Origin of the sequence: Pedomonas mirosovicensis (assembly GCF_022569295.1) — a bacterium.
Lineage (GTDB): Bacteria > Pseudomonadota > Alphaproteobacteria > Sphingomonadales > Sphingomonadaceae > Pedomonas > Pedomonas mirosovicensis.
In genome coordinates this window covers 293700-320430 of record NZ_JAKFIA010000002.1, presented here as the reverse complement: position 1 = coordinate 320430, position 26731 = coordinate 293700, and the positions used below count along the sequence as shown (strand labels likewise).

General features: G+C 64.3%; 32 protein-coding genes and 1 pseudogene. 25 read left to right on the top strand and 8 right to left on the bottom strand.

Annotated features, from left to right (window positions below; genetic code table 11):
- Positions 1-37: 37 nt before the first annotated feature.
- Both L0C21_RS14395 and L0C21_RS14390 read right to left on the bottom strand, forming a co-directional pair.
- Positions 38-433, bottom strand: coding sequence for an anti-sigma factor (locus L0C21_RS14395; protein WP_259279132.1), 396 nt, complete (start codon positions 431-433; stop codon positions 38-40).
- Between the two features lie 378 nt (positions 434-811).
- The gene (locus L0C21_RS14390; protein ID WP_259279131.1) at positions 812-1345 is read right to left on the bottom strand and encodes a sigma-70 family RNA polymerase sigma factor; all 534 of its coding nucleotides are present in this window, start codon (positions 1343-1345) and stop codon (positions 812-814) included.
- A 138-nt stretch (positions 1346-1483) separates the two neighbouring features.
- On the opposite strand from L0C21_RS14390, the gene L0C21_RS14385 reads away from it, so the two are divergent.
- The 11 genes and pseudogenes from L0C21_RS14385 (at position 1484) to L0C21_RS14335 (ending at position 9278) form a co-directional block, all read left to right on the top strand.
- On the top strand, positions 1484-2557 hold the full coding sequence (locus L0C21_RS14385; protein WP_259279130.1) for a catalase family peroxidase: 1074 nt from the start codon (positions 1484-1486) through the stop codon (positions 2555-2557).
- Positions 2554-3183 carry a cytochrome b gene (locus L0C21_RS14380; RefSeq protein ID WP_259279129.1) on the top strand — a complete coding sequence of 210 codons (630 nt, stop codon included), beginning with the start codon at positions 2554-2556 and terminating at the stop codon, positions 3181-3183. The genes L0C21_RS14385 and L0C21_RS14380 overlap by 4 nt, the downstream gene beginning before the upstream one ends.
- Positions 3173-4063: a LysR substrate-binding domain-containing protein gene (locus L0C21_RS14375; protein ID WP_259279128.1), complete on the top strand. Its 891-nt coding sequence runs from the start codon at positions 3173-3175 to the stop codon at positions 4061-4063. Before L0C21_RS14380 ends, L0C21_RS14375 begins: the two co-directional genes overlap by 11 nt.
- A gap of 210 nt (positions 4064-4273) precedes the next feature.
- Positions 4274-5347 (top strand): YeiH family protein, encoded by a 1074-nt coding sequence (locus L0C21_RS14370; RefSeq protein ID WP_259279127.1) that lies wholly within the window; start codon positions 4274-4276, stop codon positions 5345-5347.
- 11 nt (positions 5348-5358) lie between these two features.
- Entirely contained in the window at positions 5359-6282 is a 924-nt protein-coding gene (locus tag L0C21_RS14365) for an MBL fold metallo-hydrolase (protein ID WP_259279126.1), read from the top strand.
- Between the two features lie 24 nt (positions 6283-6306).
- Positions 6307-6606: a hypothetical protein gene (locus L0C21_RS14360; RefSeq protein WP_259279125.1), complete on the top strand. Its 300-nt coding sequence runs from the start codon at positions 6307-6309 to the stop codon at positions 6604-6606.
- Positions 6594-7433 (top strand): MbnB/TglH/ChrH family RiPP precursor modification enzyme, encoded by an 840-nt coding sequence (locus tag L0C21_RS14355; RefSeq protein ID WP_259279124.1) that lies wholly within the window; start codon positions 6594-6596, stop codon positions 7431-7433. The genes L0C21_RS14360 and L0C21_RS14355 overlap by 13 nt, the downstream gene beginning before the upstream one ends.
- Positions 7423-8118 (top strand): HvfC/BufC family peptide modification chaperone, encoded by a 696-nt coding sequence (locus L0C21_RS14350; protein ID WP_259279123.1) that lies wholly within the window; start codon positions 7423-7425, stop codon positions 8116-8118. The genes L0C21_RS14355 and L0C21_RS14350 overlap by 11 nt, the downstream gene beginning before the upstream one ends.
- Positions 8115-8714, top strand: coding sequence for an HvfX family Cu-binding RiPP maturation protein (locus L0C21_RS14345; RefSeq protein ID WP_259279122.1), 600 nt, complete (start codon positions 8115-8117; stop codon positions 8712-8714). Before L0C21_RS14350 ends, L0C21_RS14345 begins: the two co-directional genes overlap by 4 nt.
- Positions 8715-8789: 75 nt before the next feature.
- Positions 8790-8980 (top strand): annotated as a pseudogene (locus L0C21_RS14340) (transposase); the annotation flags it as partial.
- 85 nt (positions 8981-9065) lie between these two features.
- Entirely contained in the window at positions 9066-9278 is a 213-nt protein-coding gene (locus L0C21_RS14335) for a DUF4287 domain-containing protein (RefSeq protein ID WP_259279121.1), read from the top strand.
- A gap of 39 nt (positions 9279-9317) precedes the next feature.
- Here the strand turns inward: L0C21_RS14335 and L0C21_RS14330 are convergent, their stop codons facing one another.
- Positions 9318-10256 (bottom strand): LysR family transcriptional regulator, encoded by a 939-nt coding sequence (locus L0C21_RS14330; protein WP_259279120.1) that lies wholly within the window; start codon positions 10254-10256, stop codon positions 9318-9320.
- A 92-nt stretch (positions 10257-10348) separates the two neighbouring features.
- Between L0C21_RS14330 and L0C21_RS14325 the strand changes: the two genes are divergently transcribed.
- Both L0C21_RS14325 and L0C21_RS14320 read left to right on the top strand, forming a co-directional pair.
- A complete protein-coding gene (locus L0C21_RS14325; RefSeq protein ID WP_259279119.1) occupies positions 10349-11431 on the top strand; it encodes a saccharopine dehydrogenase family protein in 1083 nt (360 codons plus the stop codon).
- On the top strand, positions 11352-12182 hold the full coding sequence (locus tag L0C21_RS14320; RefSeq protein WP_259279118.1) for an isocitrate lyase/PEP mutase family protein: 831 nt from the start codon (positions 11352-11354) through the stop codon (positions 12180-12182). The genes L0C21_RS14325 and L0C21_RS14320 overlap by 80 nt, the downstream gene beginning before the upstream one ends.
- Positions 12183-12385: 203 nt before the next feature.
- On the opposite strand, the gene L0C21_RS14315 is transcribed toward L0C21_RS14320, so the two are convergent.
- Both L0C21_RS14315 and L0C21_RS14310 read right to left on the bottom strand, forming a co-directional pair.
- Positions 12386-12598, bottom strand: coding sequence for a tautomerase family protein (locus tag L0C21_RS14315; protein WP_259279117.1), 213 nt, complete (start codon positions 12596-12598; stop codon positions 12386-12388).
- 23 nt (positions 12599-12621) lie between these two features.
- A complete protein-coding gene (locus tag L0C21_RS14310) occupies positions 12622-13371 on the bottom strand; it encodes an oxidoreductase (protein WP_310593400.1) in 750 nt (249 codons plus the stop codon).
- A gap of 223 nt (positions 13372-13594) precedes the next feature.
- On the opposite strand from L0C21_RS14310, the gene L0C21_RS14305 reads away from it, so the two are divergent.
- A complete protein-coding gene (locus L0C21_RS14305; RefSeq protein WP_259279116.1) occupies positions 13595-14503 on the top strand; it encodes a LysR family transcriptional regulator in 909 nt (302 codons plus the stop codon).
- 43 nt (positions 14504-14546) lie between these two features.
- On the opposite strand, the gene L0C21_RS14300 is transcribed toward L0C21_RS14305, so the two are convergent.
- Positions 14547-14855: a hypothetical protein gene (locus tag L0C21_RS14300; RefSeq protein ID WP_259279115.1), complete on the bottom strand. Its 309-nt coding sequence runs from the start codon at positions 14853-14855 to the stop codon at positions 14547-14549.
- Here L0C21_RS14300 and L0C21_RS14295 point away from each other — a divergent pair.
- The 7 genes from L0C21_RS14295 to L0C21_RS14270 all read left to right on the top strand — a co-directional run bounded on the left by L0C21_RS14295 (position 14839) and on the right by L0C21_RS14270 (position 21142).
- Entirely contained in the window at positions 14839-15687 is an 849-nt protein-coding gene (locus L0C21_RS14295) for an oxidoreductase (RefSeq protein ID WP_259279114.1), read from the top strand. The genes L0C21_RS14300 and L0C21_RS14295 overlap by 17 nt on opposite strands.
- 25 nt (positions 15688-15712) lie before the next feature.
- Positions 15713-15880 carry a hypothetical protein gene (locus L0C21_RS16745; protein WP_310593399.1) on the top strand — a complete coding sequence of 56 codons (168 nt, stop codon included), beginning with the start codon at positions 15713-15715 and terminating at the stop codon, positions 15878-15880.
- Positions 15871-16335, top strand: a complete 465-nt coding sequence (locus L0C21_RS14290; protein ID WP_374940267.1) for a (2Fe-2S)-binding protein — start codon at positions 15871-15873, stop codon at positions 16333-16335. Before L0C21_RS16745 ends, L0C21_RS14290 begins: the two co-directional genes overlap by 10 nt.
- Positions 16332-17309, top strand: coding sequence for an FAD binding domain-containing protein (locus L0C21_RS14285; protein WP_259279113.1), 978 nt, complete (start codon positions 16332-16334; stop codon positions 17307-17309). Before L0C21_RS14290 ends, L0C21_RS14285 begins: the two co-directional genes overlap by 4 nt.
- Complete coding sequence (locus tag L0C21_RS14280) at positions 17306-19549, top strand: xanthine dehydrogenase family protein molybdopterin-binding subunit (protein WP_259279112.1); 2244 nt, start codon at positions 17306-17308, stop codon at positions 19547-19549. Before L0C21_RS14285 ends, L0C21_RS14280 begins: the two co-directional genes overlap by 4 nt.
- Positions 19550-19830: 281 nt before the next feature.
- Positions 19831-20646: an SDR family oxidoreductase gene (locus L0C21_RS14275; RefSeq protein WP_259279111.1), complete on the top strand. Its 816-nt coding sequence runs from the start codon at positions 19831-19833 to the stop codon at positions 20644-20646.
- A gap of 82 nt (positions 20647-20728) precedes the next feature.
- Entirely contained in the window at positions 20729-21142 is a 414-nt protein-coding gene (locus L0C21_RS14270) for a GlcG/HbpS family heme-binding protein (RefSeq protein ID WP_259279110.1), read from the top strand.
- A gap of 115 nt (positions 21143-21257) precedes the next feature.
- Here L0C21_RS14270 and L0C21_RS14265 read toward each other — a convergent pair whose 3' ends face one another.
- On the bottom strand, positions 21258-21836 hold the full coding sequence (locus L0C21_RS14265; RefSeq protein ID WP_259279109.1) for an FMN-dependent NADH-azoreductase: 579 nt from the start codon (positions 21834-21836) through the stop codon (positions 21258-21260).
- A 90-nt stretch (positions 21837-21926) separates the two neighbouring features.
- Here L0C21_RS14265 and L0C21_RS14260 point away from each other — a divergent pair, with 90 nt between their 5' ends.
- Positions 21927-22304: a winged helix-turn-helix transcriptional regulator gene (locus L0C21_RS14260; protein ID WP_259279108.1), complete on the top strand. Its 378-nt coding sequence runs from the start codon at positions 21927-21929 to the stop codon at positions 22302-22304.
- Here L0C21_RS14260 and L0C21_RS14255 read toward each other — a convergent pair whose 3' ends face one another.
- Complete coding sequence (locus tag L0C21_RS14255) at positions 22305-22679, bottom strand: helix-turn-helix transcriptional regulator (RefSeq protein ID WP_259279107.1); 375 nt, start codon at positions 22677-22679, stop codon at positions 22305-22307.
- Positions 22680-23140: 461 nt separating this feature from the next.
- Between L0C21_RS14255 and L0C21_RS14250 the strand changes: the two genes are divergently transcribed.
- The 3 genes from L0C21_RS14250 to L0C21_RS14240 are packed head-to-tail and all read left to right on the top strand — an operon-like array spanning position 23141 to position 26671.
- On the top strand, positions 23141-24496 hold the full coding sequence (locus tag L0C21_RS14250) for a ligand-binding sensor domain-containing protein (protein ID WP_259279106.1): 1356 nt from the start codon (positions 23141-23143) through the stop codon (positions 24494-24496).
- Between the two features lie 43 nt (positions 24497-24539).
- A complete protein-coding gene (locus tag L0C21_RS14245; protein WP_259279105.1) occupies positions 24540-26045 on the top strand; it encodes an ATP-binding protein in 1506 nt (501 codons plus the stop codon).
- Entirely contained in the window at positions 26042-26671 is a 630-nt protein-coding gene (locus L0C21_RS14240) for a response regulator (RefSeq protein WP_259279104.1), read from the top strand. Before L0C21_RS14245 ends, L0C21_RS14240 begins: the two co-directional genes overlap by 4 nt.
- Positions 26672-26731: the final 60 nt, after the last annotated feature.

Sequence of the window (26731 nt, the reverse complement as noted above, 5' to 3'; positions counted from 1 at the left end):
ATGGTCCTTCTGGCGCATTGTTTGGCTGCTTTCCGCCTTAAACAGCCAAATAATGCCTGCGCGTCATGTCGGCCGCACGGTGAAGCGTTTCAGCCTGCTCCAGGCCGAAGATGCCGAAGCCCAGACCATTATCGGCCCAGGTCCACCCATGAACGCCTTCGCCTTGCCGGCGAACCATCCTGTCATTTTTATCTATCTTCATCGGCCTGACGTAGAGCGCCACGCGCCTGCCGTGCCCATCGGCATAGAGATAAAGTCCCGCAGGGCCATGCTCTGTCGCGACCAATCGTCCACCGATCAGCTTGAGGCCCACGGGTTCAAGGTCCGGCGAACTGATCGGTCGGGACAGTCTGTTGGAGAACCAGTCGTCGAGCGCCCGGCGATGGTCGGCGCCAAGTTCAACCGGGCGCGTACTGTCGCTGGCATATACCATGTAATTCGCTGTCGCCTCCCTCGCCAGCATCGCGGTTCCGGTGGTAGGGGGAGACGTTATATCGCGAAGGAGCCACCCTCCCGCTCCGCCGAGGACGAGCAGCAGTGCCGCGGCGGCTGCGATCCCCTGCTTGGCGGGCCGGGAAGGGCGTCGCGCCAGGGCTATGCCTCAGGCGAAGGTCCAGTGACGCAGGCAGCGGCTCGTCCGCCACGGACGCAAGTGCTGAGCGCAGTGCCAGCGATTGCGCGCGGTAGGCTGTGATACGTTCAGCCTGCTTCGGTCTTTCCGCGAGCCACTCCGCCACTTCACGTTCGCGTTCGGGCGTGAGGCGACCATCCACATAGGCTTGCAGATCTGCTTCGCTGACCGGTCCGCCGTTCATTTCACGATCCTCAACATCGGGCTCTTTTGATCTGTGTCTTCCCCTGCGCTCATCCTGTGCAGCCGCTCTCGCGCTCGGGAGAGGCGCGACATGACAGTTCCCACCGGGATGTCCAGAACCTCCGCGGCCTCGGCATAGCTCAGGTCCTCCACCGCGATAAGCAGCAGAACACCGCGTTGTTCCTCGGACAGAGCAGCGATCAACGAGAGGACGTCATCATATCTTATCTTGTCCTCCTGCGTGGGTGGAGAAGCGAGCCTGTCCTCCGGGACAGAGTCCATCGGTCCGGGCGCGGCGCGCGTTGCACGCTGGCGCATGCGGTCCATCGCGAGGTTGTGCAGAATTCTGAACGTCCAGGCCCGCGCGCTGCCAGTCGGACGGCGCTGGTGCCAACGGGAAATCACGCGTTCAAGAACGTCCTGGACAAGATCGTCGGCCTCAGAGCGATCACGCATCAGACCGCGAGCATAGCGCCGAAGCGCAGGAATGAGCGGCTGGATCGTCGCGATCAGCTCTGAGTTCGGGTTCATGGACCGCATCATACCGCGCTGGACGATGAGGGGAGACATTCTATTCCAGCAAGCGAAAATATTTTTGATCATGATGGAATATCGCGCGTGCCGCCATCGTCTCTCGCTACATCCTGCCAATACGAACGGACCTCATCGATGCCACTTCCAAGACCTTTGCCGCTGGCGCCTGCGGCGCTGATTGGTGCCATAGCGCTGCTGCTCGCCGGAGCTTTCGCGTGGGCAGCGGGCTGGATCGGCGCACGACGCATCGACGGCGGCGACGTCATAGCCTCGCTCGACTATAATGGCGGCAAGCATCCCGGCTATCGGCGGGCTCACGCCAAGGGCCTTTGCTTCAGCGGTTCCTTCCATGCGAACGGGGCAGGGAGCGCGTTATCGAGCGCCTCCGCACTTCGCGCGGGCGAGTACCCTGTGATCGGACGCTTCTCGGTCGCAGGCGGTAATCCCCTGGCGACTGACGGGCGCAACGTCTTCCACTCGATGGCCTTGTTACTGCGTACGCCCGATGGTCAGGAGTGGCGCATGGCAATGGACCACACTCCGATCTTTCCGGTGGCCGATATCGCTTCGTTCATCGCTCTCCAGCGGGCTACAAAGCCGGATCCCAGGACAGGCAAGCCCGATCCGGCATTGATGAAGCCATTCCTCGCCGCGCACCCTGAGGTGAAGGCCTTTCAGGACTACATGGCCAGGGCCACTCTTCCGGACAGTTTCGCGAATGCCACCTACTACAGTATCAATGCCTTCCGCTTCACCGCAAAGGGCCAGACAAGGCTCGTGCGCTGGCAGTTCGACCCCGAGGCGCCGCTTTCAGGGCTCGACAAGAAGGACCTCGATGCCCTTCCGCGCGACTACCTGTTCCGCGAAATCATCGCCCGCACCGCCAAAGGCTCCTCGCGCTGGCATCTCAAGCTTGTGGTCGCCAATCCCGGCGACATCACCGATAACGCGACGGTCGCATGGACGGGGCCGCACCGGACCATTGATGCGGGTATTTTGACGCTTACAGCCGTGCAGCCGGAGGAAGCCGGCGCTTGCCGTGATCTCAACTTCGACCCGACAATCCTCCCGCCCGGCATTGGCCTGTCGGATGATCCCATGCTTGCCGCACGGTCAAAAGCTTACTCCTCCTCTTTCACCCGCCGGGCCGGCGAAGGAGCGGGGCCGAGCGCGGCAGGAGCAGATTTCTCCAAGGAGGCCGAGCAATGACCCGCCACCCTGACGACTTTCACCCGCTGCTGCGCCTCGTCCATTGGCTGATGGCAGCGATGGTCCTCGCCATGCTGTTCATCGGGGTCGGCATGGTCTCGACCACCGGACCGCTCTATCCCGCACTGCTGGCACTGCACCGGCCCGTGGGCATCGCGATCCTCATACTGGTGCTCATCCGACTGCCACTGCGCCTGATCACCGGCGCGCCGCCGCTCCCGGATGACTTGTCGCCCCTGCAGCGTCAGGCAGCCAAGGCATCCCATGTCCTGCTCTATGCTGGCATGATTGCCATGCCGCTGATCGGGTGGGCCATGCTTTCAGCGGGAGGCTATCGCATCACGTTGACCAAGGCCTTGGCCCTGCCGCCGATCCTGCCGCATGACCTGGCCTTATATGCCCTGCTTCGAGAGGCGCACACGGCGATCGCGGTGCTGTTATTCGCGCTGATCCTGGCGCATCTGAGTGCCGCGCTCATGCATGGCCTCATCCGACGCGATGGCGTCCTACGCAGCATGACCACCGGCCATCGCTATCGCGCGGACACGCCCGACGCGGTCGGCCACGCGCCGGCACCGATTGCCAAGGACCTGGACGCAAGGTACAGCACTGCGGATGACGCTTGAACAGCTGCGTATCTTCGTTGCGGTCGCCGAACGCGAGCATGTTACCCGCGCGGCTGAGGCGCTCAATGTCACCCAGTCGGCCGCCAGCGGCGCGATCGCCGCGCTGGAGGCCCGGCACGACGTCAAGCTGTTCAACCGCGTGGGACGCGGCATTGAACTTACCGACGCGGGGCGGATGTTTCTGGAGGAGGCGCGCGCGGTGCTTGCGCGCGCCGCCAGTGCCGAACTGGCGCTATCCGAATATGGCGGCCTCAAGCGCGGCACGCTGCGGCTTGTCGCCAGCCAGACCATCGCCGGCTATTGGCTGCCAGAGCGTCTCGCGGCCTTCAAACGTCGGTATCCTGCGATCGAACTTTCGGTCGCGATCGCAAACACCGAAGGGTCTGCTCGTGCGGTCAACGCTGGTGACGCGGAGCTAGGCTTCGTCGAAGGCACCATCGATGATCCGGCTCTCGCGCAATGGCCGATTGGTGCCGACCAGATGGTAATGGTCGGGCAGGAACCGGCGGAAGCGATCACCAACGATTGGCTCGCCAGGGCGCCGTGGGTCATGCGTGAGGAGGGTTCGGGCACCCGCTCTGCCTTCGAATCGGCGATCCGCGATCGAGGTCTTGATCCGCGTACGCTCAACGTCGTTCTCACGCTCCCATCCAACGAGGCCGTTCTCGCAGCCATACGTGCGGGCGTCGGATACGGCGTCCTGTCCAAACTGGTGGTTGCCCCGGCGCTCGCCACACATACGCTGCACGCGCTGCCATTCCTTCTGCCCGAACGCCCTTTCTTCGGCCTGCGCCAGAAGGAGCGCTATCGCAGCAAGGCGGCCGACGCTCTGCTCGATGTCATCCGCAGCCATCACGCGCAGTTGGATTGGGTCATCTGATCGCGTCTGCCAATTGGATTGATCGCAGGATGCACCGCATTCGTGATGCTGCGCCGGGATGCCTGATCGACGGCCATTGGCCCAAATCTTGAGTTTTCGGGGATTATCGGCCCGGCGAACAATCTTCCTGAGAGATTGAAACGATAAGAATACACCGTTGGATTGATCGGTCGCTGGGGTGCACCTGTCTCCTGTCCTTAGGAGACGACCATGATCCAGAACCTGCTCAATCGGAATAAGGCAACTCGCCTGATACCCGGCTTAATGCTGTGTCTCGCCGTCACTGGCGCGGCATATGCGGTGCAGTGGGCAGAGGAGGCGTTGTTCGGCCAGGCATGGCTCGAGGCGCTTGTGCTCGCCATCCTGCTTGGCACGCTGGTGCGCTCCCTCTGGACCCCCCACGAGCGGTGGCATCCCGGCATCGCCTTCAGCGCCAAGATATTGCTCGAGATCGCAGTTGTCCTGCTCGGCGCTTCCATGAGTGCGGCCACGATCCTGGCGGCGGGCCCAGAGATGCTGCTCGGCATTGCGGGCGTGGTGGTCGTGGCGATCGCCGCCAGCTTCCTCGTCGGGCGCATGCTGCATCTGCCGACGCGCATGGCCCTGCTCGTCGCCTGCGGGAACTCGATCTGCGGCAACTCGGCCATCGCGGCTGTGGCCCCGGTCATCGGTGCGGACGCAGATGACGTCGCCGCTTCGATCGGCTTCACTGCCGTGCTGGGCGTTATCGTCGTTCTTGGCCTGCCGCTGCTGGGCCTGGCGTTGCACCTCGACGGGTTGCAGTACGGCGTTCTGACCGGCCTTACCGTTTACGCGGTGCCGCAGGTCCTTGCTGCTGCGGCGCCGCTCGGGGCGGCCGCTGTGCAGATGGGCACGCTGGTCAAGCTCGTGCGTGTGCTGATGCTCGGCCCGGTCTGCCTTCTTCTCTCGCTCGTTGCACCGCGTCTGCGCGAGGAGACGGACGAACCCGCGCCCCACGTGACCGCCGGTGAGCGGCCTGCCGCCGGACGCCCGGCTCTCCATCATCTCGTGCCGTGGTTCATCCTCGGGTTCCTCGCCCTCGCAGCGCTGCGCTCGCTCGGCCTCGTGCCCGACGCGGTGATCGCTCCGGCCGGGGCCATCGCAACCTTTCTGACCGTGGTGTCGATGGCAGCCCTCGGGCTCGGCGTTGATGTGCACACTGTCGCCTCTGCTGGCGGTCGCGTCACCGCTGCGGTGGTCCTCTCGCTGCTGGTGCTGGGCGCGATCAGCCTGACCCTTATCCTCGCTCTTCACATCGCCTGAAGGAATTCCCCATGAAAACTCTTTCCAAATCCCTGCTTCTCCTGGCTGGAGCGGTACTCTCCAGCCCGCCGGCTCTGGCGCAGCCCGTCTGTGGCAGCGGCATTGCGCTTCAACTGCTTGGCTCGGGCGGCCCGATTTCGGATGACGCGCGTGCTTCCTCGGGTGCGGTAATCTGGATCAACGGCAAGGCGCGGCTTTTGATCGATGCCGGCGGCGGCACTTACCTTCGCTTCGGCGAGGCGGGCGCCCGGCTGGAGGATGTCGATTTCATCGGCGTCTCGCATTTCCACACGGATCATGTCGCTGATCTGCCCGCGATCCTGAAGGGCGGCTATTTCCTGAGCCGCAGCCACAAGGTCGCGCTCGTAGGCCCTACCGGCAATGCCAACTTCCCCAGCATGACCGCCTTCTTCTCGCGTGAATTTTCGGAAGGGCGCGGTGCCTTCTCCTATCTTTCAGGACTGTCGAATGCCTCGGACGGCCTGCATCTTGCCGTCCATCCGACGGACGTGGCGGTGGCAAAGGCCATGCGTAGCAAGGTCTGGCAGGGGGATGGCGTGACCGTTTATGCGCTGGGCATTCCCCATGGGGATGTGCCCGCGCTCGCCTTTCGCATCGAGACGCCCAAGGGCGTGATCGTGCTCTCTGCCGACCAGAATGGCAGTCGCAAGGAGTTCATCGACTTCGCACGCGGAGCGGACATCCTGATGATGCCCGCTGCCATTGATGACAACGCCGATGAGCAGTCCCGCTTCTTGCACGCAACCCCCACCGTTGTCGGCAAAATCGCCGCCGCCGTGAATCCCAAGGTCCTCGTGCTCGATCACTTCATGGGTCGCGCGCTGCGCGACAAGGATCACAACGTCCAGATCATCCGCAGCTTCTTCAAGGGCCGCGTCGTCGCTGGCCGCGATCTCTCCTGCTTCCCTCTCTGAACATCCCACCAAGGAGACAACGACATGAAGCATGAACTCGTCCTGGGCATTGCCGCCGCTTCGCTGCTCGGCTTGCCGGCCTACGCCGCCACGGCCACTGCCGCCGCTCCGCTCCCCGCCGCGAGCCAGCCCGCCAAGGGCGGCGGCAAGTGCGCCAGCGGCAAGTGCGGTACGGAGAAGATCTACAGCCAGGCGAAGATCACGCACGATCCCAACGGCAAGCTGGTGCGCGCCCGCGATGGCAAGTGCGGGCCGAGCGGCAAGGGCTACAACGTCGTGCAGAGCCGGAAGGACCGGCTTGCGGAGGGTGTATGCGGCAGCTGAGCCCCACGGCGCGCGGTCTTGGCCTGCGACCCGAGCTGGTCCCGGCGCTCTGTGAAAGAGCGCCGGTTCCCGGCCTCGACTTCCTTGAACTCGCGCCTGAAAACTGGATGGGCATTGGTGGCCGTCGGCGTGAACAGCTCGACTGCATTGCCGGGAAGTATCCGCTCGTAGCACATGGCCTCAGCCTGTCGATCGGCGCCACCGAGCCGCTCGACGTGCGCTTCCTGCGCGAAGTGCGCGCCTTCCTCGACGATTACGCCATCGCGATCTACAGCGACCACCTGAGCACCTCGCGCGATGCACAAGGCCAGCTCTATGATTTGCTGCCGATACCGCGTCGCCTGGAAAACATCGCCTACCTGTCAGACCGCATCGCGATGGTGCAGGACATGACCGGGCGGCGGCTCGTGCTGGAGAATATCTCCCGCTACCACGAGTACGGAGGCGAGATGCCCGAGGGCGAGTTCCTCGCCGAGCTTGTCCGGCACTCAAGCTGCGGGCTGCTGCTCGACATCAACAACGCCTGGGTCAACGCCCGCAATCATGGGCAGGATGTGCAAGCATTTATCCGCGCGCTGCCGGCTGAGGCCATTGCCTATCACCACATAGCCGGGCACCTAGAACTGGCCGACGGTACGCTGCTCGACACCCATGGCACGCCTGTAGCCGATGAAGTTGCAGATCTTGGCCGCGAGGTACGGCGGCTCCATGGAGACCGTCCGCTGCTGCTGGAGCGCGACAATTTCGTGCCTGCCCTCGACGCGCTCCTTAAGGAATTGCGCGCCGTCAGCGCGCCGCTCGCAAGGAAGCCCTCTCATGCCTGCTGAATGCGCTGCTCCGCCCACCGCGATGGAAGCGGAACTGGCAGCCCTGTGCAAACGAGCGCGCTCAGGGCGCAAGCCCGTGTACGGATCGCTTCTGCGCGAGAACGTCGCGGACGTGCTCCAGCACAGCTTTCCCACCTTTGTCGCACGATACGGAAACGGGCCCCTTGCGGATGCCGTCGATGCCTTCGTTGTGCACCACCGGGCCGCGCGGCCACAATTTCATCACATTGCCACCGAATTCGTCGCCTTCGCGCAAGCCCGGCTGCAGTTGGACGCTTCGCTTCTTGCCGTGCTGGAATACGAGTGGTGCCTGCTCTCTGTAGAGATCGACCCCTGCGTGGTCCCTCGCGCTCGCAGCCGAAGTGGCACGGGCCTACCGCTCTCGCTGAACCCGACGCTGCGTTTCGTGCTGCTCCCGTTCGACCCTGAGGATCTCGGATCGACCCTCGGCGATGTTGCCGCTGCCTATTTCGCGGGACTGCCTTGCGCCATTTACCGGAAGGCCGATCACTCCGTGGAGATCCGCCGGCTCACCCACGAAGACTGTCGCAATCTCGAAGCCATTCGGCAGGCCATGCCACTCGCGAACGGCCCCGATCCGTTTTCGGCTCAAGCTTGGCTGGCCCGCGCACTCGCCGATGAAATGATTACCGTGGTTCCTTGCCAAATGGAGAAAACATCATGAGGCCATTACCGCTCATCACGGCAGCCCTGGAAAAGGCGCAAGCGTTGGATTTCCTGCCTCCGCTCGCCATCCGCCTTTATCTTTTGCCAACTCTGTACGAAGGCGCTCATGCGAAGATCACGGGCTTCTCCGGGCTTGTCTCGTGGTTCGCCGCACCCGCCTCACAGGGAGGACTCGGGATGCCTTTCCCGCTTCTCATGGCAAGCCTTGCGACCGCCGCCGAAACCGCAGGATGCGTCTGCCTGGCGCTAGGCCTTTTCACGCGCCTCATGTCGCTCCCGCTGATGGTCACCATGACCGTGGCAGGGCTAACGGTCCACTGGTCTCATGGCTGGGCTGCGATCGCCGGCAAAACGGCCGAGTCTACTCTCCGGATGCAGGCCTTCATGGAATGGCTGTGGCAGAATTTTCCGGGACGATTCAATTATATCACCGAACTTGGTGATCCCGTGATCCTCAACAACGGCATCGAATTCACGGCGACTTACCTGATCATGCTGGCCGTTCTGTTTTTCTCGGGCGGCGGTCGCTATGTGAGCCTCGATTACTGGCTGACGCGAAGCACTTATGTTCGCCGGATGATCGCGGCCGCTTGAGTTGCCTCGCTCATAGCATTTGGCTCGGCCAGCCAAGGCGACCTAACAAAACGGCATCTCTGTGTTTTTGTCTGCATGAGCAATCCTCTGGTTCCTGATGCGCCGTGGGCGGTGATCGCGCCGCTGCTGCCGTCTGAACCACCCATGCCGAAGGGCGGCCGTCCGAGGGTTTTCGGATCGTGCCGCCCTGGCGGGTATTGTCTCTCTCCTGTGCTCCGGCATTCCGCGTAAGATGCGGCTGTTCGGGCTTGGCCTGCTGGCGGCGCCGACGCTCCGGCGAGCTGCCCTTGCGTTCTCGGCATCTGAATGCGAGCATGCTGCCGGACTACGCAATTTGGAGCATGAACCACCGTGGCTAACGAACCGATCAAGGGTCCGGCTTCTTACTTTCCATCCATTGAGAAAAAATATGGACGACCGATCGCCGAATGGCAGGATCTTGTTCGCAAGCATCTGCCGGCGAAGCACATGGAACTCGTGGCCATGTTGAAGAACGAGCATGGAATGGGCCACGGCCATGCCAATGCGATCGTGGCGTACACCTTATCGGCCGAAAAGGGCTAAGCGTCTCTTACTGCCGATCACGGCCTCACTCAGGCCTGCTCATCGCCCGGTGCTGACATGGAGCAATGCATCGCCAGCGCCTGCGGCGTTGAAATGCTGTTGGAGGAAGGTGACAAATGCCTTCACCTTTTGGGGCGTGTACTTCCGGTTGGGATAAACGGCCGAAATAACGGTCTGAAAATTGCTCGGCGTTACATGATGATCGGGAAACAGGTCGATCAGTCGGCCGTCGGCGAGGTCTTCCCCGATGAGCCAATCGCTGAGGAGGACGACCCCGAGGCCTTGCAACGCGCAATCCCTGAGAACCAGGCCGCTGTTCGCTGACATGGCGCTGCGAATGGGCACCTCGGTCTCCTGGCCGTCGGCATTTCTGAACCGCCAGACGTCCGAGAAGCCCGGCAGCGGAAATGTCAAACAGTCTCGATCGCTGAGCTCGGATGGGTCTGAAGGGGAGCCGGTGGCTGCAAGATAAGCCGGGCTCGCGCAGGCATAATAGCGGGTCCGCAAGATCGGGCGCGCGATCAGCGCGGAATCCGCCAACGGCCCATGCCGAAGTGCGAGGTCAAACCGCTCCCCGACAATGTCCACGATCCTGTCGGTAAGCGACAGCTGGACCTTAACCTTCGGGTATTCTGCACAGAAGGCGGGGATGATGCGGCTCAGATGACGAATGCCGAATGAATGCGATGCGGATATCCGAAGAATGCCGCTCGGGCCGCCCGCCGTATCAGCAACTATGGTGTGCAGCGAGCGAAGCGCATCCAGATGCTGTTCGATCTCCTGGGCGAGCACAGTTGCCGCCTCGGTTGGGGCAATCTTGCGCGTCGTCCGGTAGAACAAGAGCGTGCCGAGCTCCGCCTCCAGCGCCGCAATCGCGCGCGAGATGACGGATGGCGCAACGTTGCGCGCTCGGGCGACGGCACTGAAGCTACCTCGGCGATAGACCTCTTCGAACAGCTCAAGATTGGCTAGCTTCATTATTGCTGATACTGCACAAGTGTTGTCTATCCTTTGCTATATCCGCAATCATTGGTTGCGTCTATCCGGTGTTCATGCAGAAGGAGTTCAGCATGACCAGCCAGACAGACGACATATTGGCCCCGCGCGGGGATCACGCGAAGGGGCTTGCAGCGATAGCCGTTTACGGTGCGTCGGGGCATACTGGGCGCTTTGTCGTGGCGGAGCTGCGGCGCCGCAACCTGCCCGTGGTTGCGATCGGCCGCAGTGCCGAAAAACTCGAACAGGTGGAGGCCACCGAGACGCGCATTGCATCGCTTGACGATCCGGCGGCGTTGGACCGGGCGCTGGCCGGGGCATCGGTGGTGATTAATTGCGCCGGGCCATTCCTCGATACAGCGCAGCCGGTCATCGAGGCCGCCCTGCGAGGGGGCGTACATTATCTGGATGTCACGGCAGAGCAGCAGGCCGCGCGCGACACCTTTGCGAATTTTAACGCGGCGGCGCGGTCGGCGGGTATCAAGATCGTCCCGGCTGCAAGCTTCTACGGGGGACTTGCCAGTCTCCTTGCCCGTGCAGCGATGCAGGGCTGGCACAAGGCCGACCATGTGCGGATCGCCATTGCGCTCGACAGCTGGCAACCAACGCAAGGAACCCGCATCACAGGCCAGCGCAATACCGTGCCCCGGGTGCAATTGTCAGATGGCGCGCTTGTAACGCTCCAGCCGTCGGCTCTCCCTGTCAAATGGGATTTTCCGGCACCTTTTGGTCGGCAGGATGTCACTTCCATGCCGTTCAGCGAAGTCATCACCATCGCTCGTGATCGGCGTATTGGCAATGCCAGCAGCGTCATGAACCTGCTGCCGCTGACCGAGGTAAGAGATCCCCGGACACCTGGGCCGATTGCGGCCGATGCGCTTGGCCGCTCTTCGCAAACGTTCGTGGTCGATGTCGTTGCGGAGAACGATGGCAGGCAGCGCCGCGCCTTTGCCGTGGGGCAGGATATCTACGCCATCACTGCGCCGATCGTCGTCGAGGCGGCGGAACGCATCCTCCGGGGACATGCACAAGCGTCAGGCAGTGGCGCATTCGCGTTGAGCGAGCTTTTCGAGCCGCATGATTTTCTGGACGCGATCGCCGCCCGCTATTCGGGATTCAAAACCCATTTTTCGTTTAACGAGGCTGAAAATGACTGATCAGAAGACCAAGGCAGAACAGTTCAGGGCGCTCCACGTCGCCGGAAAGCCGCTTGTCCTCTTCAATATCTGGGATGCTGGAAGCGCGCGCGCCGTTGCCTCTACCAAGCCCGCCGCACTTGCGACCAGCAGCTGGGCGGTGGCGGCCGCGCACGGCCTGGCGGACGGGGAAAAGCTTGCCCTGGACCTTGTGATTGCCAATTTGCAGCGCATCGTCGTCGCGGCCGACCTCCCGGTCAGCATCGATATCGAAAGCGGTTATGATGATCCGGCGCAGACAATCGAGCGGACGATCGAGGCAGGCGCGGTCGGCTGCAACATCGAAGACAGCTTCCCGCATGACGGAACGCTGCGCGAGATTTCCGAGCAGGCCGCCCGCATACGGCGCGCGCGGCAGGCTGCTGACGCAACCGGCATTCCCTATTTCATCAACGCGCGCACCGACGTCTTCTTCCAGAAAGGCGCAAGCGATTCCGACGTTTCGCTCCTGCAATCGGTGATTGAGCGCGCCCATGCCTATGCGGAGGCCGGCGCGGATGGCCTCTTTGTTCCGGGCCTCGTGACTATCGAACGCATCGCGCAGCTGGCCGCGGTAAGCCCCCTTCCCGTCAATGTCATGCTGGGCGCGAATTCGCCGGGGCCGGACGCCTTCGCCAAGGCAGGCGTTGCGCGGGTGAGCTATGGCCCAATGCCTTACCTGCTCACGATGAAGGGGCTGGAAGATGCGGGCGGGCACATCTTCAAGGAATGACCGCCGGATTGATGAAGCGGTTGGTTCGAGGCCAGCGCAACAAACATCCGGCCGCAGCATTGGTCAAACCAACCACGAATGTCCAGCACGGGCGCGAACCTGCCAAGGATGTTTACGCCCACGGCAGAAGCGAGGGATTGAGGGGCCTTGTGACGGAGGCAAGCCGCTCGCCCTCGCTTCGCCGCAGACATCGCAACCTAGCGTTAGTCCTTTGCTCGATAGGCATCGGGGATACGGAACACCTCGTCGGCACGGCCATAGCCGCCGTCCTTGACCTCTTCGATCAGGACCATCGTGTGCGGACGCGCCGCCTCGGTGAAGTAGTCGACGAACATGTCGGTTATGCGGTGGATGATCTCTTCCTTCTGGCTGCGGTTGAGCGCGGCTTCGGGCACTTTGATATTGGCAAAAGGCATGTCGGGTCTCCTTGAGGGGCTCGCTACTCGGCGGCCTTAGCCATTGCGATGCCGTCAAGTCGCACGATCGCCTCGTCCGGCAGAGCCAGTGACGCGGCGGCGATGTTCTCGCGCAGATGGGCGGGCGACGAGGTGCCGGGAATCAGCAGGATATTGGGGGCCCGCTGCAGCAGCCAAGCCAGCGCCACCTGCATGGGCGTTGCCTGCAGGCGCTGGGCAACCTCGGACAGCGTTGCCGACTGCAAGGGGCTGAAGCCACCTAAGGGAAAGAACGGCACATAGGCAATTCCATCTGCCGCCAAGGCATCAATAAGCGCATCATCGTCGCGATGGGCGAGATTGTAGTGGTTCTGCACGCAGACAATCTCAGCGATGCTGCGGCCCTCCGCCACCTGCGCTGCCGTCACATTGCTGAGGCCGATATGGCGCACCAGCCCTTGCCGCTGAAGATCAGCGAGCGCTTTGAGCGGCGCGGCGATCGACCCTTCCGCCGGACCATAGGGGTCAAACATGGCCCGCAGGTTGACGACGTCGAGCGTCTCCAGGCCGAGGTTACGCAGATTATCCTCCACCGCCCGGGCGATGTCGTCCGCGCTGAAAGCGGGAAGCCAGGATCCATCCTCTCCCCGGCGCGCGCCGACCTTGGTGACCAGCACCAGATCATGAGGGTAGGGGGACAGCGCCGCGCGGATGAGCTGGTTGGTGATATGCGGCCCATAGTAGTCGCTGGTGTCGATGTGGTTGATGCCGCTCGCCACCGCTTCGCGCAGCACGGCGAGTGCCGCTTCCCTATCGCGCGGGGGCCAAAAACATGGGGGCCGGCGAGTTGCATCGCGCCGTAGCCCAGCCGCTTTACGGTGCGGTCTCCCAGTTTGAAAGTGCCGGCTTGTTCGATCATTTGCATGTCTGTGCCTCCTTCAATGGCCTCAAACTAGGCATTGCCGACTAGGTCGATAATCCGGCATGATCTGTACGGGCTGTACGGAAAAGCGGACAATGAAAGCAGATCTCGGCGACCTGAACGTCTTCCTTGCCGTGGCGCGGGCACGGGGCTTTCGCGATGCGGCCCGCATCTCCGGCGTTAGCGCTTCGACGCTCAGCGAGGCGGTCCGCCGCCTCGAGAGCCGGCTGGGTGTTCGCCTGCTCCATCGCACCACCCGCAGCGTCACTCCGACGGAGGCAGGCGCGCGCCTGATCGACCGCCTTACCCCTGCGCTCGGCGAGGTGGAGGCGGCGCTTGATGTTGTGAACGGCTTTCGCGACAAGCCGGCTGGCACGCTGCGCCTCAATGTGCCGGTCAGTGCCGCCCGCCTTGTGTTGCCGGCCATTCTGCCAGGTTTTCTGGCCGCCTATCCCGACATTCGGATGGAAATCATGGCGGATGACAGCTTCGTCGATGTGCTGGCGTCGGGCTGCGACGCCGGCATTCGCTACGAGGAGCGCCTGGAGCAGGACATGATCGCAGTGCCGATCGGGCCTCGTCTCCAGCGGTTCGCCACTGCCGCGGCACCGGCCTATCTCGACCGGCATGGCCGCCCTGGCCACCCGCGGGACTTGCTGGAGCACGCCTGCCTGCTCGGCCGCTTCGCCAGCGGCGTGATGACCAGCCCCTGGGAATTCGAGCGCGCGGGCGAGGTGGTGCGTGTCGAGCCGAAGGGCCCGCTGGTGGTCAGCGTCGGCGCCGCCACCGATCTTGCCGTCGACATGGCTGTCGCGGGCGTTGGGGTCATCCAGCTGTTCGAAGACTGGCTGCGCCCGCATCTTGAGAGCGGCGCGCTTGAGCCTGTGCTACAGGACTGGTGGCAGCCCTTCTCCGGGCCGTTCCTCTACTACTCCGGCCGCCGCCTCGTCCCGCCGCCGCTGCGCGCCTTTCTCGACTTCATCAAGTCGCCCCCGATGATGTGATGCCTAGGAGCGACGTCTGCTACTGCGATCATGCAGGCTGCGCCTAAACGTCCGCAACGGGTACGCCGGTGCCTGACATTAAAAATGGGGGAACCCGGCCTAATTGTCCCTGCAACATGCGGCCCGGTGTTGGGCTGACCATACCTTGGGCGAAGGTGACCCTGAGGTGGGCAATCTCGCGCAAATACAAGGAAAATTGCAGGGCGAAGCCGTGGGAAAGCGCACCGGGTCGCGCATCCGCCGCAATATCGCGATAGTTGCCGAAATCCTGCGACAGCGGCCAGGCCACGGGCGTCATATGCTTTCCGGGCACCTCGACGGAAGGAGACGCCACCATGAAGACCTGGTTCATCACCGGCGCGTCCCGTGGCTTCGGGCTCAGGATCGCGCGTCTGGCGCTGGCGCAGGGCGATAATGTCGTCGCGACGGCTCGCCGCGAAGACGCGGTCCGCGAGGCGATCGGCGCCCATCCCAATCTGCTCGCGCTCGCGCTGGACGTGACCGACGAGGCGCAGGCCCGTCGGGCCGCAGCCGCCGCCGTCGCGCGCTTCGGCACTATTGATGTGCTCCTCAACAATGCCGGCTTTGGTCTGCTCGGCGCTGTGGAGGAAGCGACGGCCGAGGAGGTCGAGCGCGTCTATCGTACCAACGTCTTCGGCCTCTTGGCGGTTACCCGCGCGGTGCTTCCGCACATGCGGGCGCAGCGGGCAGGCCGGATCCTCAATATCTCGTCGATCGGCGGTTATCGTGCGGGGCCTGGCTTTGGCGTCTATGCGTCGACCAAGTTCGCGGTCGAAGGGCTCTCCGAGGCGCTGCACGCCGAACTTGAGCCCCTCGGCATCCATGTCACCGCGGTCGAGCCGGGCTATTTCCGCACGGATTTCCTCGACGCGAGCTCGCTTGTCGCGAGCCCGGTCCGGATCGATGACTATAACGCCACGGCAGGCGCGGTGCGCGAGCGTGCCGCCAGCCTCAACCACGGCCAGCCCGGTGATCCCGACAAGCTCGCCGAGGTGCTCGTCGCCTTCGCCGATGTTCCCAACCCGCCGGTGCGGCTGCCGCTTGGCAGCGATACGGTCGCGGCGATCGAGGCCAAGCATGCCTCGGATGCGGCGATCATCGCCGAGTGGCGCACGGTCTCGGTCTCGACGGACTTCGCCCAGGCAGAACCGAGCGCGGCCTGAGGGAGACGCCGCTCAGGAGGGAACGATGGTCGAGACGGTTGGGCAGGAATACGGCCCCGAGCGGGAGAGTGACGATTTCCGGTTGTCGCGACGCGGCGTGCTCAGTCTGGCCGGCGCCACCTCGCTCGCAGCGCTTCCGGCAACAGCGCAGCCTGCGATGGCCGAGGGGGAAAGGGCGCAGCAATGCGGGTGACGCTCCGAATTAACGGCGAGGCGCATCAGCTGGAGGTCGATCCGCGCCAGTCGCTGCTCGATGTGCTGCGCGAGCGGCTCAATCTCACCGGCACCAAGAAGGGGTGCAACCAGGGCGCGTGCGGCGCCTGCACGATCCTCATTGGCGGGCGTCGCGTCGTCTCCTGCCTCACGCTCGCGGCGATGCACGACGGGGCGGAGATCACCACGATCGAGGGGCTGGCCGGCCAGGGTGAGCTGCATCCGCTCCAGGCCGCGTTCATTGAGCACGACGCGCTCCAGTGCGGCTTCTGCACGCCGGGGCAGATCATGTCGGGCGTCGCCTGTATCGCCGAGGGCCATGCCGGATCGGCGCACGAGATTCGTGCCTGGATGAGCGGCAACATCTGCCGCTGCGCCGCCTATCCTGGGATTGTCGCCGCGATCGACGAGACGGCAAGGAGGGTGCGCGGATGATCCCCTTCACGCTGGAAAAAGCCGCGACGCTGCAGGATGCGATCAAGGCTGCTGCCGGCGGTGCGCGCTATATTGCCGGCGGCACCACGCTGATCGACCTGATGCGCGAGGAGGTCGAGAGGCCTGAGCGGCTGGTCGACATCAATGCGCTGCCGCTTGCCGGCATCGCCGCGGACGGCGACACGCTGGTGATCGGCGCGCTTGCCCGCATGTCGGACGTCGCCGCCCATCCCGAGACGCGCCGCCTTCAGCCGCTGATCTCCGAGACGCTTGTCGAGGGAGCCTCGCCGCAGCTGCGGAACATGGCCTCGATCGGCGGCAACCTGCTCCAGCGGGTGCGCTGCCCCTATTTCCGGATGCGCGACGCAGCGTGCAACAAGCGGGAGCCCGGTACAGGCTGCGCGGCGCTCCATGGCATCAACCATGTTCATGCGATTCTGGGCACCAGCGAGCACTGCATCGCCACCCATCCGTCGGACCTCGCCGTGGCGCTGGTGGCACTCGGCGCAACGATGCGGGTGTTGGGCCCCGAGGGCGAGCGGAGCTTTCCGGTCGAGGATCTCTACCGGCTGCCGGGCGCAACGCCGCATCTGGAGCATAATCTGCGTCCCGGTGAACTCATCGTGGAGGTTCGGGTGCCGGGCGGCGCCTATGCCCGGCAGGCGCGCTACCTCAAGGTGCGCGACCGGGCTTCCTACGAGTTCGCCGTCGTCTCCGCAGCGGCGGCGCTCGATCTTGCCGGCGGGGTCGTGCGCGAGGCGCGGATCGCGGTGGGCGGCGTCGGCACGCGGCCGTGGCGGCTGCGCGCGGTCGAGGCGGCGCTCGCCGGAAAGCGTGCGGACCGCGCATCCTTTGAAGCGGCGGCACGGCTCGCCGCCGAGGGCGCCGTTTCGCGCGCGCACAATGCCTACAAGGTCGAGCTGCTGCCGCGCACGATCGTGCAGGCACTGGAGATGGCAGGAGGCAGGGCATGACGGCGCAAGTGATCGGCCAGCCGCTCGCGCGCATCGACGGACGCGCCAAGGTAACGGGCGCGGCGCGCTATGCCGCAGACTTCAACAGGCCTGGCCAGGCTTATGGCGTGCTTGTGCCGGCGACGGCGGGCCTCGGCCGCATCACTGGGATCGACCAGGGCGCCGTCCGCGCGATGCCAGGCGTGATCGCAGTCATCAGCCATCTGAATGCCCCGCGCCTTGCCTATCGCCCGCACAAGGCCGGGATCGATCCTGCCGTGGGTGAGCGGCTTCACGTCTTCCAGGATGATCTCGTGCGCTTCTATGGCCAGCCTGTTGCGGTGGTGGTCGCGGAGACGCTCGATCAGGCTGAGCGCGCCGCGGCGGCGCTGCACATCCGCTATGCCGCCGAGCTGCCGCTCACTGACATCCACGCGCCTGCCGCCGAGCCGCTGCTGCCCGAGGCTGCAACCCGGCCGGGCTCGCGCGTGCGGGCGGACACTGCGCGCGGTGACGCCGATGCGGCGCTGGAGCGCGCGGAGGTGAGCCTCGACGTCCGCTACGAGATGGCGCGCGAGAACCACAATCCGATGGAGCCGCACGCCACCGTCGCCGAGTGGCAGGACGGCCGGCTGATATTGTGGAGCAAGAGCCAGTTCGTCGTGAACGAGGCAGCCGAGATCGCCGCGATCTTCGGGCTCGAAGCCGATCAGGTGGAAGTGATCTGCCCCTTCATCGGCGGCGCCTTCGGCAGTGCCCTGCGCGCCTGGCCGCATGTGACCGTTGCCGCGCTCGCCGCGCGCATGACCAGGCGGCCGGTGAAGCTGGTGCTCAGCCGCAAGCAGATGTTCTTCACCACCGGCCATCGGCCGCGCACCTCGCAGTGCATCGCGCTCGGCGCCACGCGCGACGGGCGGCTCACTGCGCTTATTCACGAAGGCATCGGCGAGACGAGCCGCTACGAGCAATTCCTTGAAGCGCTCACCGCTGCGTCCACCTTCATGTATAGCTGCGCCAACGTCCGCACGCGGCACCGGCTGGCACCACTCGACACGGGCACGCCCACCTATATGCGCGGCCCCGGCGAGGCGAGCGGCATCCATGCGCTCGAATGCGCGATGGACGAGCTGTCATACAGGCTCGGGCTCGATCCGATCGAGCTTCGCCGACGGAACGAGCCGAAGATCGACGAAGGCGAGGACAAACCGTTCTCCAGCCGGTCGCTGATGCAATGCTATGCGCTGGGCGCCGAGCGCTTCGGCTGGAGCGCGCGTCGGCCCGAGCCGCGATCGATGCGCGACGGGCGGCTGCTGATCGGCATGGGCATAGCCGCGGCAAGCTATCCTGCCGGCCATGCACCGGCGAACGCGCTGGCCCGGCTGCGGCCCGATGGGCTGGTCGAGATCGAAGCAGCGGCGAGTGACATGGGGCCGGGCACCTATACCTCGATGACACAGGTTGCCGCCGAGACGCTGGGCGTGCCCGTCGATCAGGTGCGTTTCAGCCTTGGCCGCTCCAGCTTCCCCCAGACGCCGTCGCACGGCGGCTCCTGGACCATGGCGTCGGTCGGATCGGCCGTGCGCCAAGCCTGCCTTGCCGCACTCGATGCGGCTGTTGTGCAAGCAGTGGAGGACCAGCGCTCGCCGCTGTTCGGCGCAGCGCCGGACCAGCTCGAGTGGCAGGACGGGCGGCTTCACCGCCGCGGCGACCCCACCGCCGGACAGAGCCCAGGCGAGATCGCTGCGAGCCTCGGCCGGCCGGTCGAAGGGCGCGCGGCTTCGCGGCGCAGCGCCGAGGTGGCGGAACGCTATTCGATGCACGCCTTCGGCGCGGTGTTCGTCGAGGTGGCGGTCGACCCTGACCTCGGCATCATTCGCGTGCGCCGCGCGGTCGGCGTCTATAGTGCGGGACGGATCGTCAACCCGCGACTGGCGAAGAGCCAGTGCATCGGCGGGATGATCGGCGGCATCGGCATGGCGCTGATGGAACAGACCGTGCTCGATCCGCGCGACGGCCGACCGGTCAATGCACACATGGCCGATTATCTCGTGCCGGTGAACCTCGATGTCGGCCAGGTGGAGGCGCATTTCGTCGAGGAGGAAGACCCCCACGTCAATCCGCTGGGCGTGAAGGGAATCGGCGAGATCGCGCTGGTCGGGATGGCACCGGCAATCGCCAATGCCGTCTTCCACGCAACCGGCGTGCGTGTGCGCGGCCTGCCGATCCGGATCGAGCATATGTTGGAAGCGCCGCACCCGTAGTAATCCCTTTGCCGCGCATCCTGCCTGAAGTGAGCCACGCCTTGCTTCCGAACGAGCAACCGCAGTCCTCCGCCGTGCAACTTGCCGATGGATAGCCTCACGCTGCTTGGCCGCGCCGATTGTCTCCCCCGAGGCATGCCTACAGATAAAATCACCCGTCTTGGTTCGTCGCCGCAATCTCAAGACAATCGCCGCAACTGATCGACGGCGACGCCTAGCCTTTTCTCCTAACCTTCTTCTTGTCGACTGCAATCCTGCCTTTCTGGATACGGAGAGTAACAATGAAGAAAAAAGCCATTCTCATCACTGGCGCCGGCTCGGGGTTCGGCAAGGGCGCCGCCATTGGCATGGCCAGGAACGGCCACGATATCATCGCCACCGTCCATGTTTCATCGCAGGTGACGCCGCTGCGTCACGAAGTCGAGGCGCTGGGCCTTGCCGACCGCATCCGCGTCGAGCGGCTCGATCTCGACGACCCCTATGACATCAAGCAGGCGGTCCTCTGGGACTATGACGTGCTGTGGAACAATGCCGGCATGGGCGAGGCCGGTCCGGTGTGGGAGATCCCCGTCGACCTCGTGCGCCGCAACTTCGAAGTGAATGTTTTTCTGCCGCTCGTCCTCACCCAGGCCGTCGTCCAGAAGTGGGTGCGGGAGGGCAGGACCCAAGGCAAGAAGGTGGTCTTCACCTCCTCGATGGGCGGCCTGTTCACCCCGGCCAACTGGGGCACCTATGTCTCCACCAAACATGCGCTGGAATCGATTGCCGAGGCGCTGCAGCAGGAGCTGACGCCCTATGGCATCAAGATCCAGACAATCAATCCGGGTGCCTACTACACTGGTTACAACGAGACGATGGCGGACAATCCGTTCCGCTGGCTCGATGACAAGGTGCATTTCACCAAGCGTGCCGACCTGCGTAAGGGCTTCGATGATTTCTTCGCCACGCCCGAGGGCCGCATGGACCCGCAGGAAATGATCGACCGCATGATCGAGATCGTGCCGGCCGACGAGGGCAAGTTCCGCAATGTCGTCCCCAAGGCGATCGAGGACATGCTGAAGCAGCATCAGCTCCAGGCCTGGGAAAACCGGATCTGAGCTGGTCTCCGGCCGCGGCGACCTGCCCTCCGCCCCCAAGGCCGCGGCCGGAGCTTTTCACCTGCATGAAAGGAACTGAAGCATGAGCATCACGCAGGCGCAGGCTGATGCGGCGATCGCCGCTGCCCGCAAAGCCGCTATCGGAATCGGCGTGCCAATGAATATCGCCGTTTTTGACGATAGCGCCAATTTGAAGATCTTCGCCCGGATGGATGGCGCGCTGCTCGGCTCCGCCGACATCGCGCTCGGCAAGGGCAGGACCGCCGCGCTGTTCGGCATGAACACCGAGGCGATCGGCGAATTCTGCAAGCCCGGCGGCACCTCGCCCGGACTCGAGAACACCAACGGCGGGCTTGTCGTCTTCGCGGGCGGCATTCCGATCCGTGATGCCAGCGGCGCGTTGCTCGGCGCGGTTGGCGTCTCCGGCGGTGCGGTCGCGCAGGATTTCCAAGTGGCGCAGGCGGCGGCGGTCGCGGCGCAGGCGCTGACAAACTGAAGGGGACCGTGCCACGACGCGAGGCGTACGGGCCGCAATGCGCCCGTTCACCTTTGCGGCGGTCGCCCTGCCGGCCGTGCGCCGGCAGTCATTGAATGACATGCCGGCGCAAGCTTCATACAGTGATAAGGCTGGCGGGCTCAACTTTGGCGGCCTTCGCGAGCGCGGCCGCCATCGCCGCCTCGCGTTGCTCGAGGCCGAGCGCAAGGCCTTCGGCGACGATGAACTCAGGGTCGCTGATGCCGATGAAGCTCAGGATTGCGCGCAGGTAGCGCTCCGCATGCTCGGCCTCTGCGGCCGGGCCTTGCGAGTAGATCCCGCCACGCGAATGCGCGACGATTACGTGCTTGCCGCCGGCAAGGCCCACTGCTCCTTCCGGTCCGTAGCGGAAGGTCTGACCGGCAACGACAATATGGTCGATCCACGCCTTGAGCTGGCTGGAGATCGAGAAATTGTACATGGGCGCGCCGATCACGACGATATCGGCATCGAGGAACTCGCGCAGCATCGGAGTGGCGGTCGCGGTCGCAAGGCCCTCAAGATCGACATGCGGCAGCGGCGCTGCGGCCAGGTCGCGATAGGTGATCTCAAGGCTCGGATCAGTGGCCAACAGCTGCGCGACCACTGCCGCAGAAAGCGCGCGAGAGGCCGAAGCATCGCCCTGGATACTGGAATCGACGTGAAGAAGTTTCATAAAGGGACTTTCAGCTCAGTTTTGGGTCCCTAACTAGCTATGGATGCCCGGGAAACCGGACAAGAACGCATTTTTTTGAGGCCTAGTCATATGGATGTGACCGGATCGGAGGAGCACAAGTGCGACGAGTTGCACGAGGTAATCGGGCGGATCGGTGATCGCTGGACGTTGCGCGTGACGATCGCGCTGCGCGCTGCGCCGCTTCGTTTCAACCAGATCCGTCGTGCCGTCTCCGGCATTTCGCAGCAGATGCTCACCCGCACGCTCAAGACGCTTGAGCGCGACGGCATGGTGACGCGCACTGTGTACCCAACCGTGCCGCCGCAGGTGGAATATGCCCTCACGCCCTTGGGGCAGTCTCTGGTTGCCGAAGGGCTGAGGCTCGGGGCCTGGGCTGAGACCCATCTCGGCGAGATCGACCTCAACCGCGCCACCTATGATCACGGCAAGGACAATGGCGCCGGCTAGCTAGCACATCCGCCGATACTCCGACGGTGTCATGTTCATCCGCTGGCGGAAACGAGCGGTGAACGCCGAGGGAGTATCGTAGCCCACCTCGAGCGCGATCTCGGTGATGGTGAGCGAGGGATCGGCCAACAGGGTGGCCGCGCGCCGGATGCGCTCATCGATAAGCCAGTTGCGCGGCGTCTGCCCCGTCGCGAGCCGGAATGCCGTGCAGAAATGGAAGCGGCTGAGGCGGACGAGCGCGGCAAGCTCGGCCAGCGCAACGGGCCGGTCGAGATTTGCGCGCATGTGCTCGGTGACGCGCCGGAGCTGCCATGCCGCAAGCCCGCGCCTGTGAACATCAAGCTCTCCGCCCGTTGCATCGATTTGAGTACGCAAGGCTGCGAGCAGCCCGTCGGGCAAACCTGGAGATCGATCCGCGCTGCTGAACACAGAACCCTCCTTTCGCAAGCTAATGGGGAGACTCTGGTCAGGGGAAAGCGACGGCACAATGCCGACCGGGCGATGCGGGAATCACACCTTCGTGGTAGCTTTCGTTACGTCTGCCATACAAGAAGCGTGCCTCCCTCGTGAGGCGTGGCCGTCAGTACCGGGAAAGCAAACGCCGATCAGACTAGCTCTAAATAAGTAGTTCGAGGTTGCACAGGTCCACCGGGCGGGTATCTTTAAAACTGGGATATAACGCTCGTGCGAGGCCGCGGGGGATGAGGGGAGGTACCGTTCGACGGGCGTGCGGGGGCCTGATCGCGGGGCTCGCTGCCGCATGCTTGCTCGCTGGCCCGGCAGTTGCACTCGATCCTGAGCGCAGTCTCTGGCAGTACAAGCACACGCGCTGGACCGTGGCCGACGGCGCACCCCCGATCATCTATGCGCTTGCACAGGGGAGGGACGGCTATCTTTGGATCGGCAGCGCCGCCGGGCTCTACCGATTTGATGGCATCACCTTCGAGCCTATCCCGTTGCGTGTGCCCAATGCCCGGGGATGGCGGGCGACTTCGGTCCTGGCGGCGCAGGATGGCTCGATCTGGGTCGGCTATAACAGCGGAAAGCTCGCGATATACCGCGACGGCCGTCTGCAGCTCGACCGATCCTTTCCCCCTGCCGAGTCTGCCGTCTCGTGGCTTGCTCAGACCAGGGACGGAGCGGTTTGGGCGGTCATTCAGCAACGGGGCAACTGGTTGCGGCGCTATGCCGACGGCAAATGGCAGGAGATCGGTCCACACTGGGGCCTTTCCACGCAGCAGTCCAGTGATGTGTTTGCGGCCCGGGACGGGGCTTTGTGGGCGGCGACCGAAGGCAAGGTTCTCGTGCTGCGCCCGGGTTCAACGCACTTTGAACACGCGGGAAGCTATACTGGCCAAGCTGCGATCACCGACGATGCCAGCGGTCGCGTTTGGGTCACGGACAGCCGGGGCAGCCGGACCATCTCCGGCTCGCAGCGGAGCATAACGCTCTTCAGGGGCGCTCTTGAAACCACCGGGCCCATTGTGACTCAATTCGATCGCGACGGTAATTTCTGGGCCGTGACCGGGAAGGGCATGACACGGGTACGATCGCCGGACCAAGCCAGCTTGCGTGCTCGCCGGCCGGAGGTGGCGGAACTCGAACATTTTGATGCAAGCGATGGACTTACGGCCGATATCACCACGGCAGTCATGGAAGATCGCGAAGGCAATATTTGGATAGGCACTACCCTGGGGCTCGACCAGTTCCGCAATGCCCGGATCGTCCGGGAGCCTCAGCTCGCGGCCATCCATAGAAACGGGTTCGGCCTGCTCGGCGCGTCGGACGGCACGATTTATGTCTCCGCGAGCGGGAAGCTTTTTAGCGTGGCCCCCGGCGGCGAGCCGCAGCGGCTTGCCGCACCCTTCGAGAGTACGCTGATCTGCGAGGATGCGGATCAAGGGATATGGGCATTTTCGCACGACCATGTGCTTCGCATTCAACGCGGCGTCGCAAGTCGCACACAGGCTCGCGCAGTGCTGGAGGCTCTCCGATCGAACCATAATCTTGATGGATGCGCGGCCGACGGCGACGGCACGCTATGGGTGAACGGTACCGAAGCGGGACTGTTTAGTTATGCCGAGGGGCAGTGGCGGCACTATCCACCCAGTGGCGACCAGTGGGCAATGACGCTGACCCCAGGGCGCGAAGGCAGGCCGCAGGGCAGGCAAGCTCGCGCAGATCGACCGTAATGGGCATCCGCAGCCGCCGCTGCTCGTGCGGCGGTCCGCGGACATGCATTTTATCCATCAGGGCCGCAGCGACATTTTCTTTGGTGGCCCGTTTGGCATTGGCCGGGTCCGCTCCGGAAAGCTGGAGATCGCGGAAGCGGATCGGTTTCCCTGGCTCGTCGATCCCTATGCGATGGTAGAAACTCCAGAGGGGCAAACCTGGATTCTTGGCCTGGCAGGTATCGTGGGTATTGCGACGGCAGATCTCGATCGCGCCTTTCGCGATCCGCAAGCCCGACCGCGAGCGACAGTTCTGAGCTTCGATGACGGTCTGCCCAACCTGCGTAGTGTGCTGCGGCGGGCCGTGGCGCGCGGCGGTGATGGCCGGCTGTGGTTTGCCACCCTCGGCGGCGTGGTCTGGGTGGATCCTGCGCGGCTCTACCCCAATGCCGCGCCTCCGCCGGTGCATATCGGCTCGCTCGTGGCGAACGGCATGCGCTACCGCGATCCGGTTCGGGCGGTGCTGCCGCAGGGGACGTCGAGCCTTGCGATCCATTATGCCGGCCTTAGCCTCACGATGCCACATCGGGTCCGTTTTCGCTATATGCTGGAGGGCGTCGACAAGGATTGGGTCGATGCAGGTACGCGCCGGGAGGCATTTTTCGCCAATCTTAGCCCCGGCACGTATCGCTTTCGCGTGATCGCCGCAAACAGCGACGGCGTGTGGAACCAGAACGGCGCGACGCTGGAATTCACCATCTTGCCGACCTTCCTCCAGACAATCTGGTTCAAGCTGCTCATTGCCCTGGCAGTGGCGGCGCTCGCAACGCTCGCCTATCGGTTCCGCATGCGTCAGGTCATGGCGCGCATGCAAAACCGATTTGATATCCGCATCGCCGAGCGCGAGCGGATCGCGCGTGAGCTGCATGACACGCTGCTCCAGGGTATTCAGGGGCTGATGCTGCGCTTCCAGGCCGCTGCCAACCGCGTTTCGGCCCCCGAGGTCCGGGAAACGCTCGACGATGCCCTGGAGCGCGCCGACGCGGTTCTGGTCGAAGGCCGGGCGCGCGTGCGCGATCTTCGAAGCACGTCGGAGTCGGGCGAGCTGGCGCAGCAGCTCCTTGATCTCGCCGGCAGGCTCATCGAAGGCGAACCGCTTCGCGCTGATCTTGCGGTCGAGGGTGAGCAGCGCCCGCTCCATCCTCTCGTACAGGAGGAGGCGCAGCGCATTGCCGAAGAGGCGATCCGCAACGTCGTCAGCCATGCCGGTGCGACAAAGCTCGACATCCTGCTCACATACGGGCGCAGCGCGTTCGTCCTGCGGGTTCGTGACGATGGGGTTGGAATTCCAGAGGCGATCCTATTCGCCGGAGCACGCACCGGCCATTTCGGGCTGGTCGGCATGACCGAGCGCGCGCGGCAGATCGGCGGCCAGCTTCACATTACCGGCAGCGATGGCGCTGGCACCGAAGTCGCTCTCGTTGTGCCTGCCCGCGCGGCCTATTCAGATCATCACTTGAACCTGTTGAAGTGGCCTCCGCTCGGTCGCCTCAGGGGACGCGCGCAATGACCAGCGCCAACCGCATCCGGTTGCTCACGGTCGACTATCACGCGGTCCTGCGTGACGGAATCGCCGCAATCATCGCGCCGGAGCCGGATATGGTGCTCGTCGGCGAGGCCACCAATGGCGCCGAGGCCGTGGAGGCATTCCACAATCTGCGCCCCGACGTCACGCTGATGGACCTTCAGATGCCGATAAAGGGCGGGATCGAGACAATCGAGGAAATCCGCGCTGTTGCGCCCGCCGCACGCATCGTGGTGCTCACCACCTATGAAGGCGATGCCCTGGCGGTGCGCGCCCTGAAGGCCGGGGCGTGCGCCTACCTGCTCAAGAGTTCGCTCCGAAAGGAGCTGCTGAATACAATCCGCATCGTGCATGCCGGCAGGCGCTATGTACCTGCGGAGATCGCGCAGGAGATCGCGGTCCACGCCGCCGAGGAACCGCTCACATCACGCGAGCTTTCCATCCTTCAGCGTGTGGCCGAGGGCAAGGCGAACAAGATGATCGCCTGGGAGCTGTCGCTCTCCGAGGATACGGTGAAGGCCCACCTGCGAAACATCTACTCGAAGTTGGATGTAAACGACCGCGTGCAGGCGGTGACGACAGCTTTGCGGCGGGGGATCATCTCTCTCTAACGATCCTGCGGCGTTATTTATCGGGCAGCGCCTTGCAAGGAGAATGCTTCGAGGCGAGGG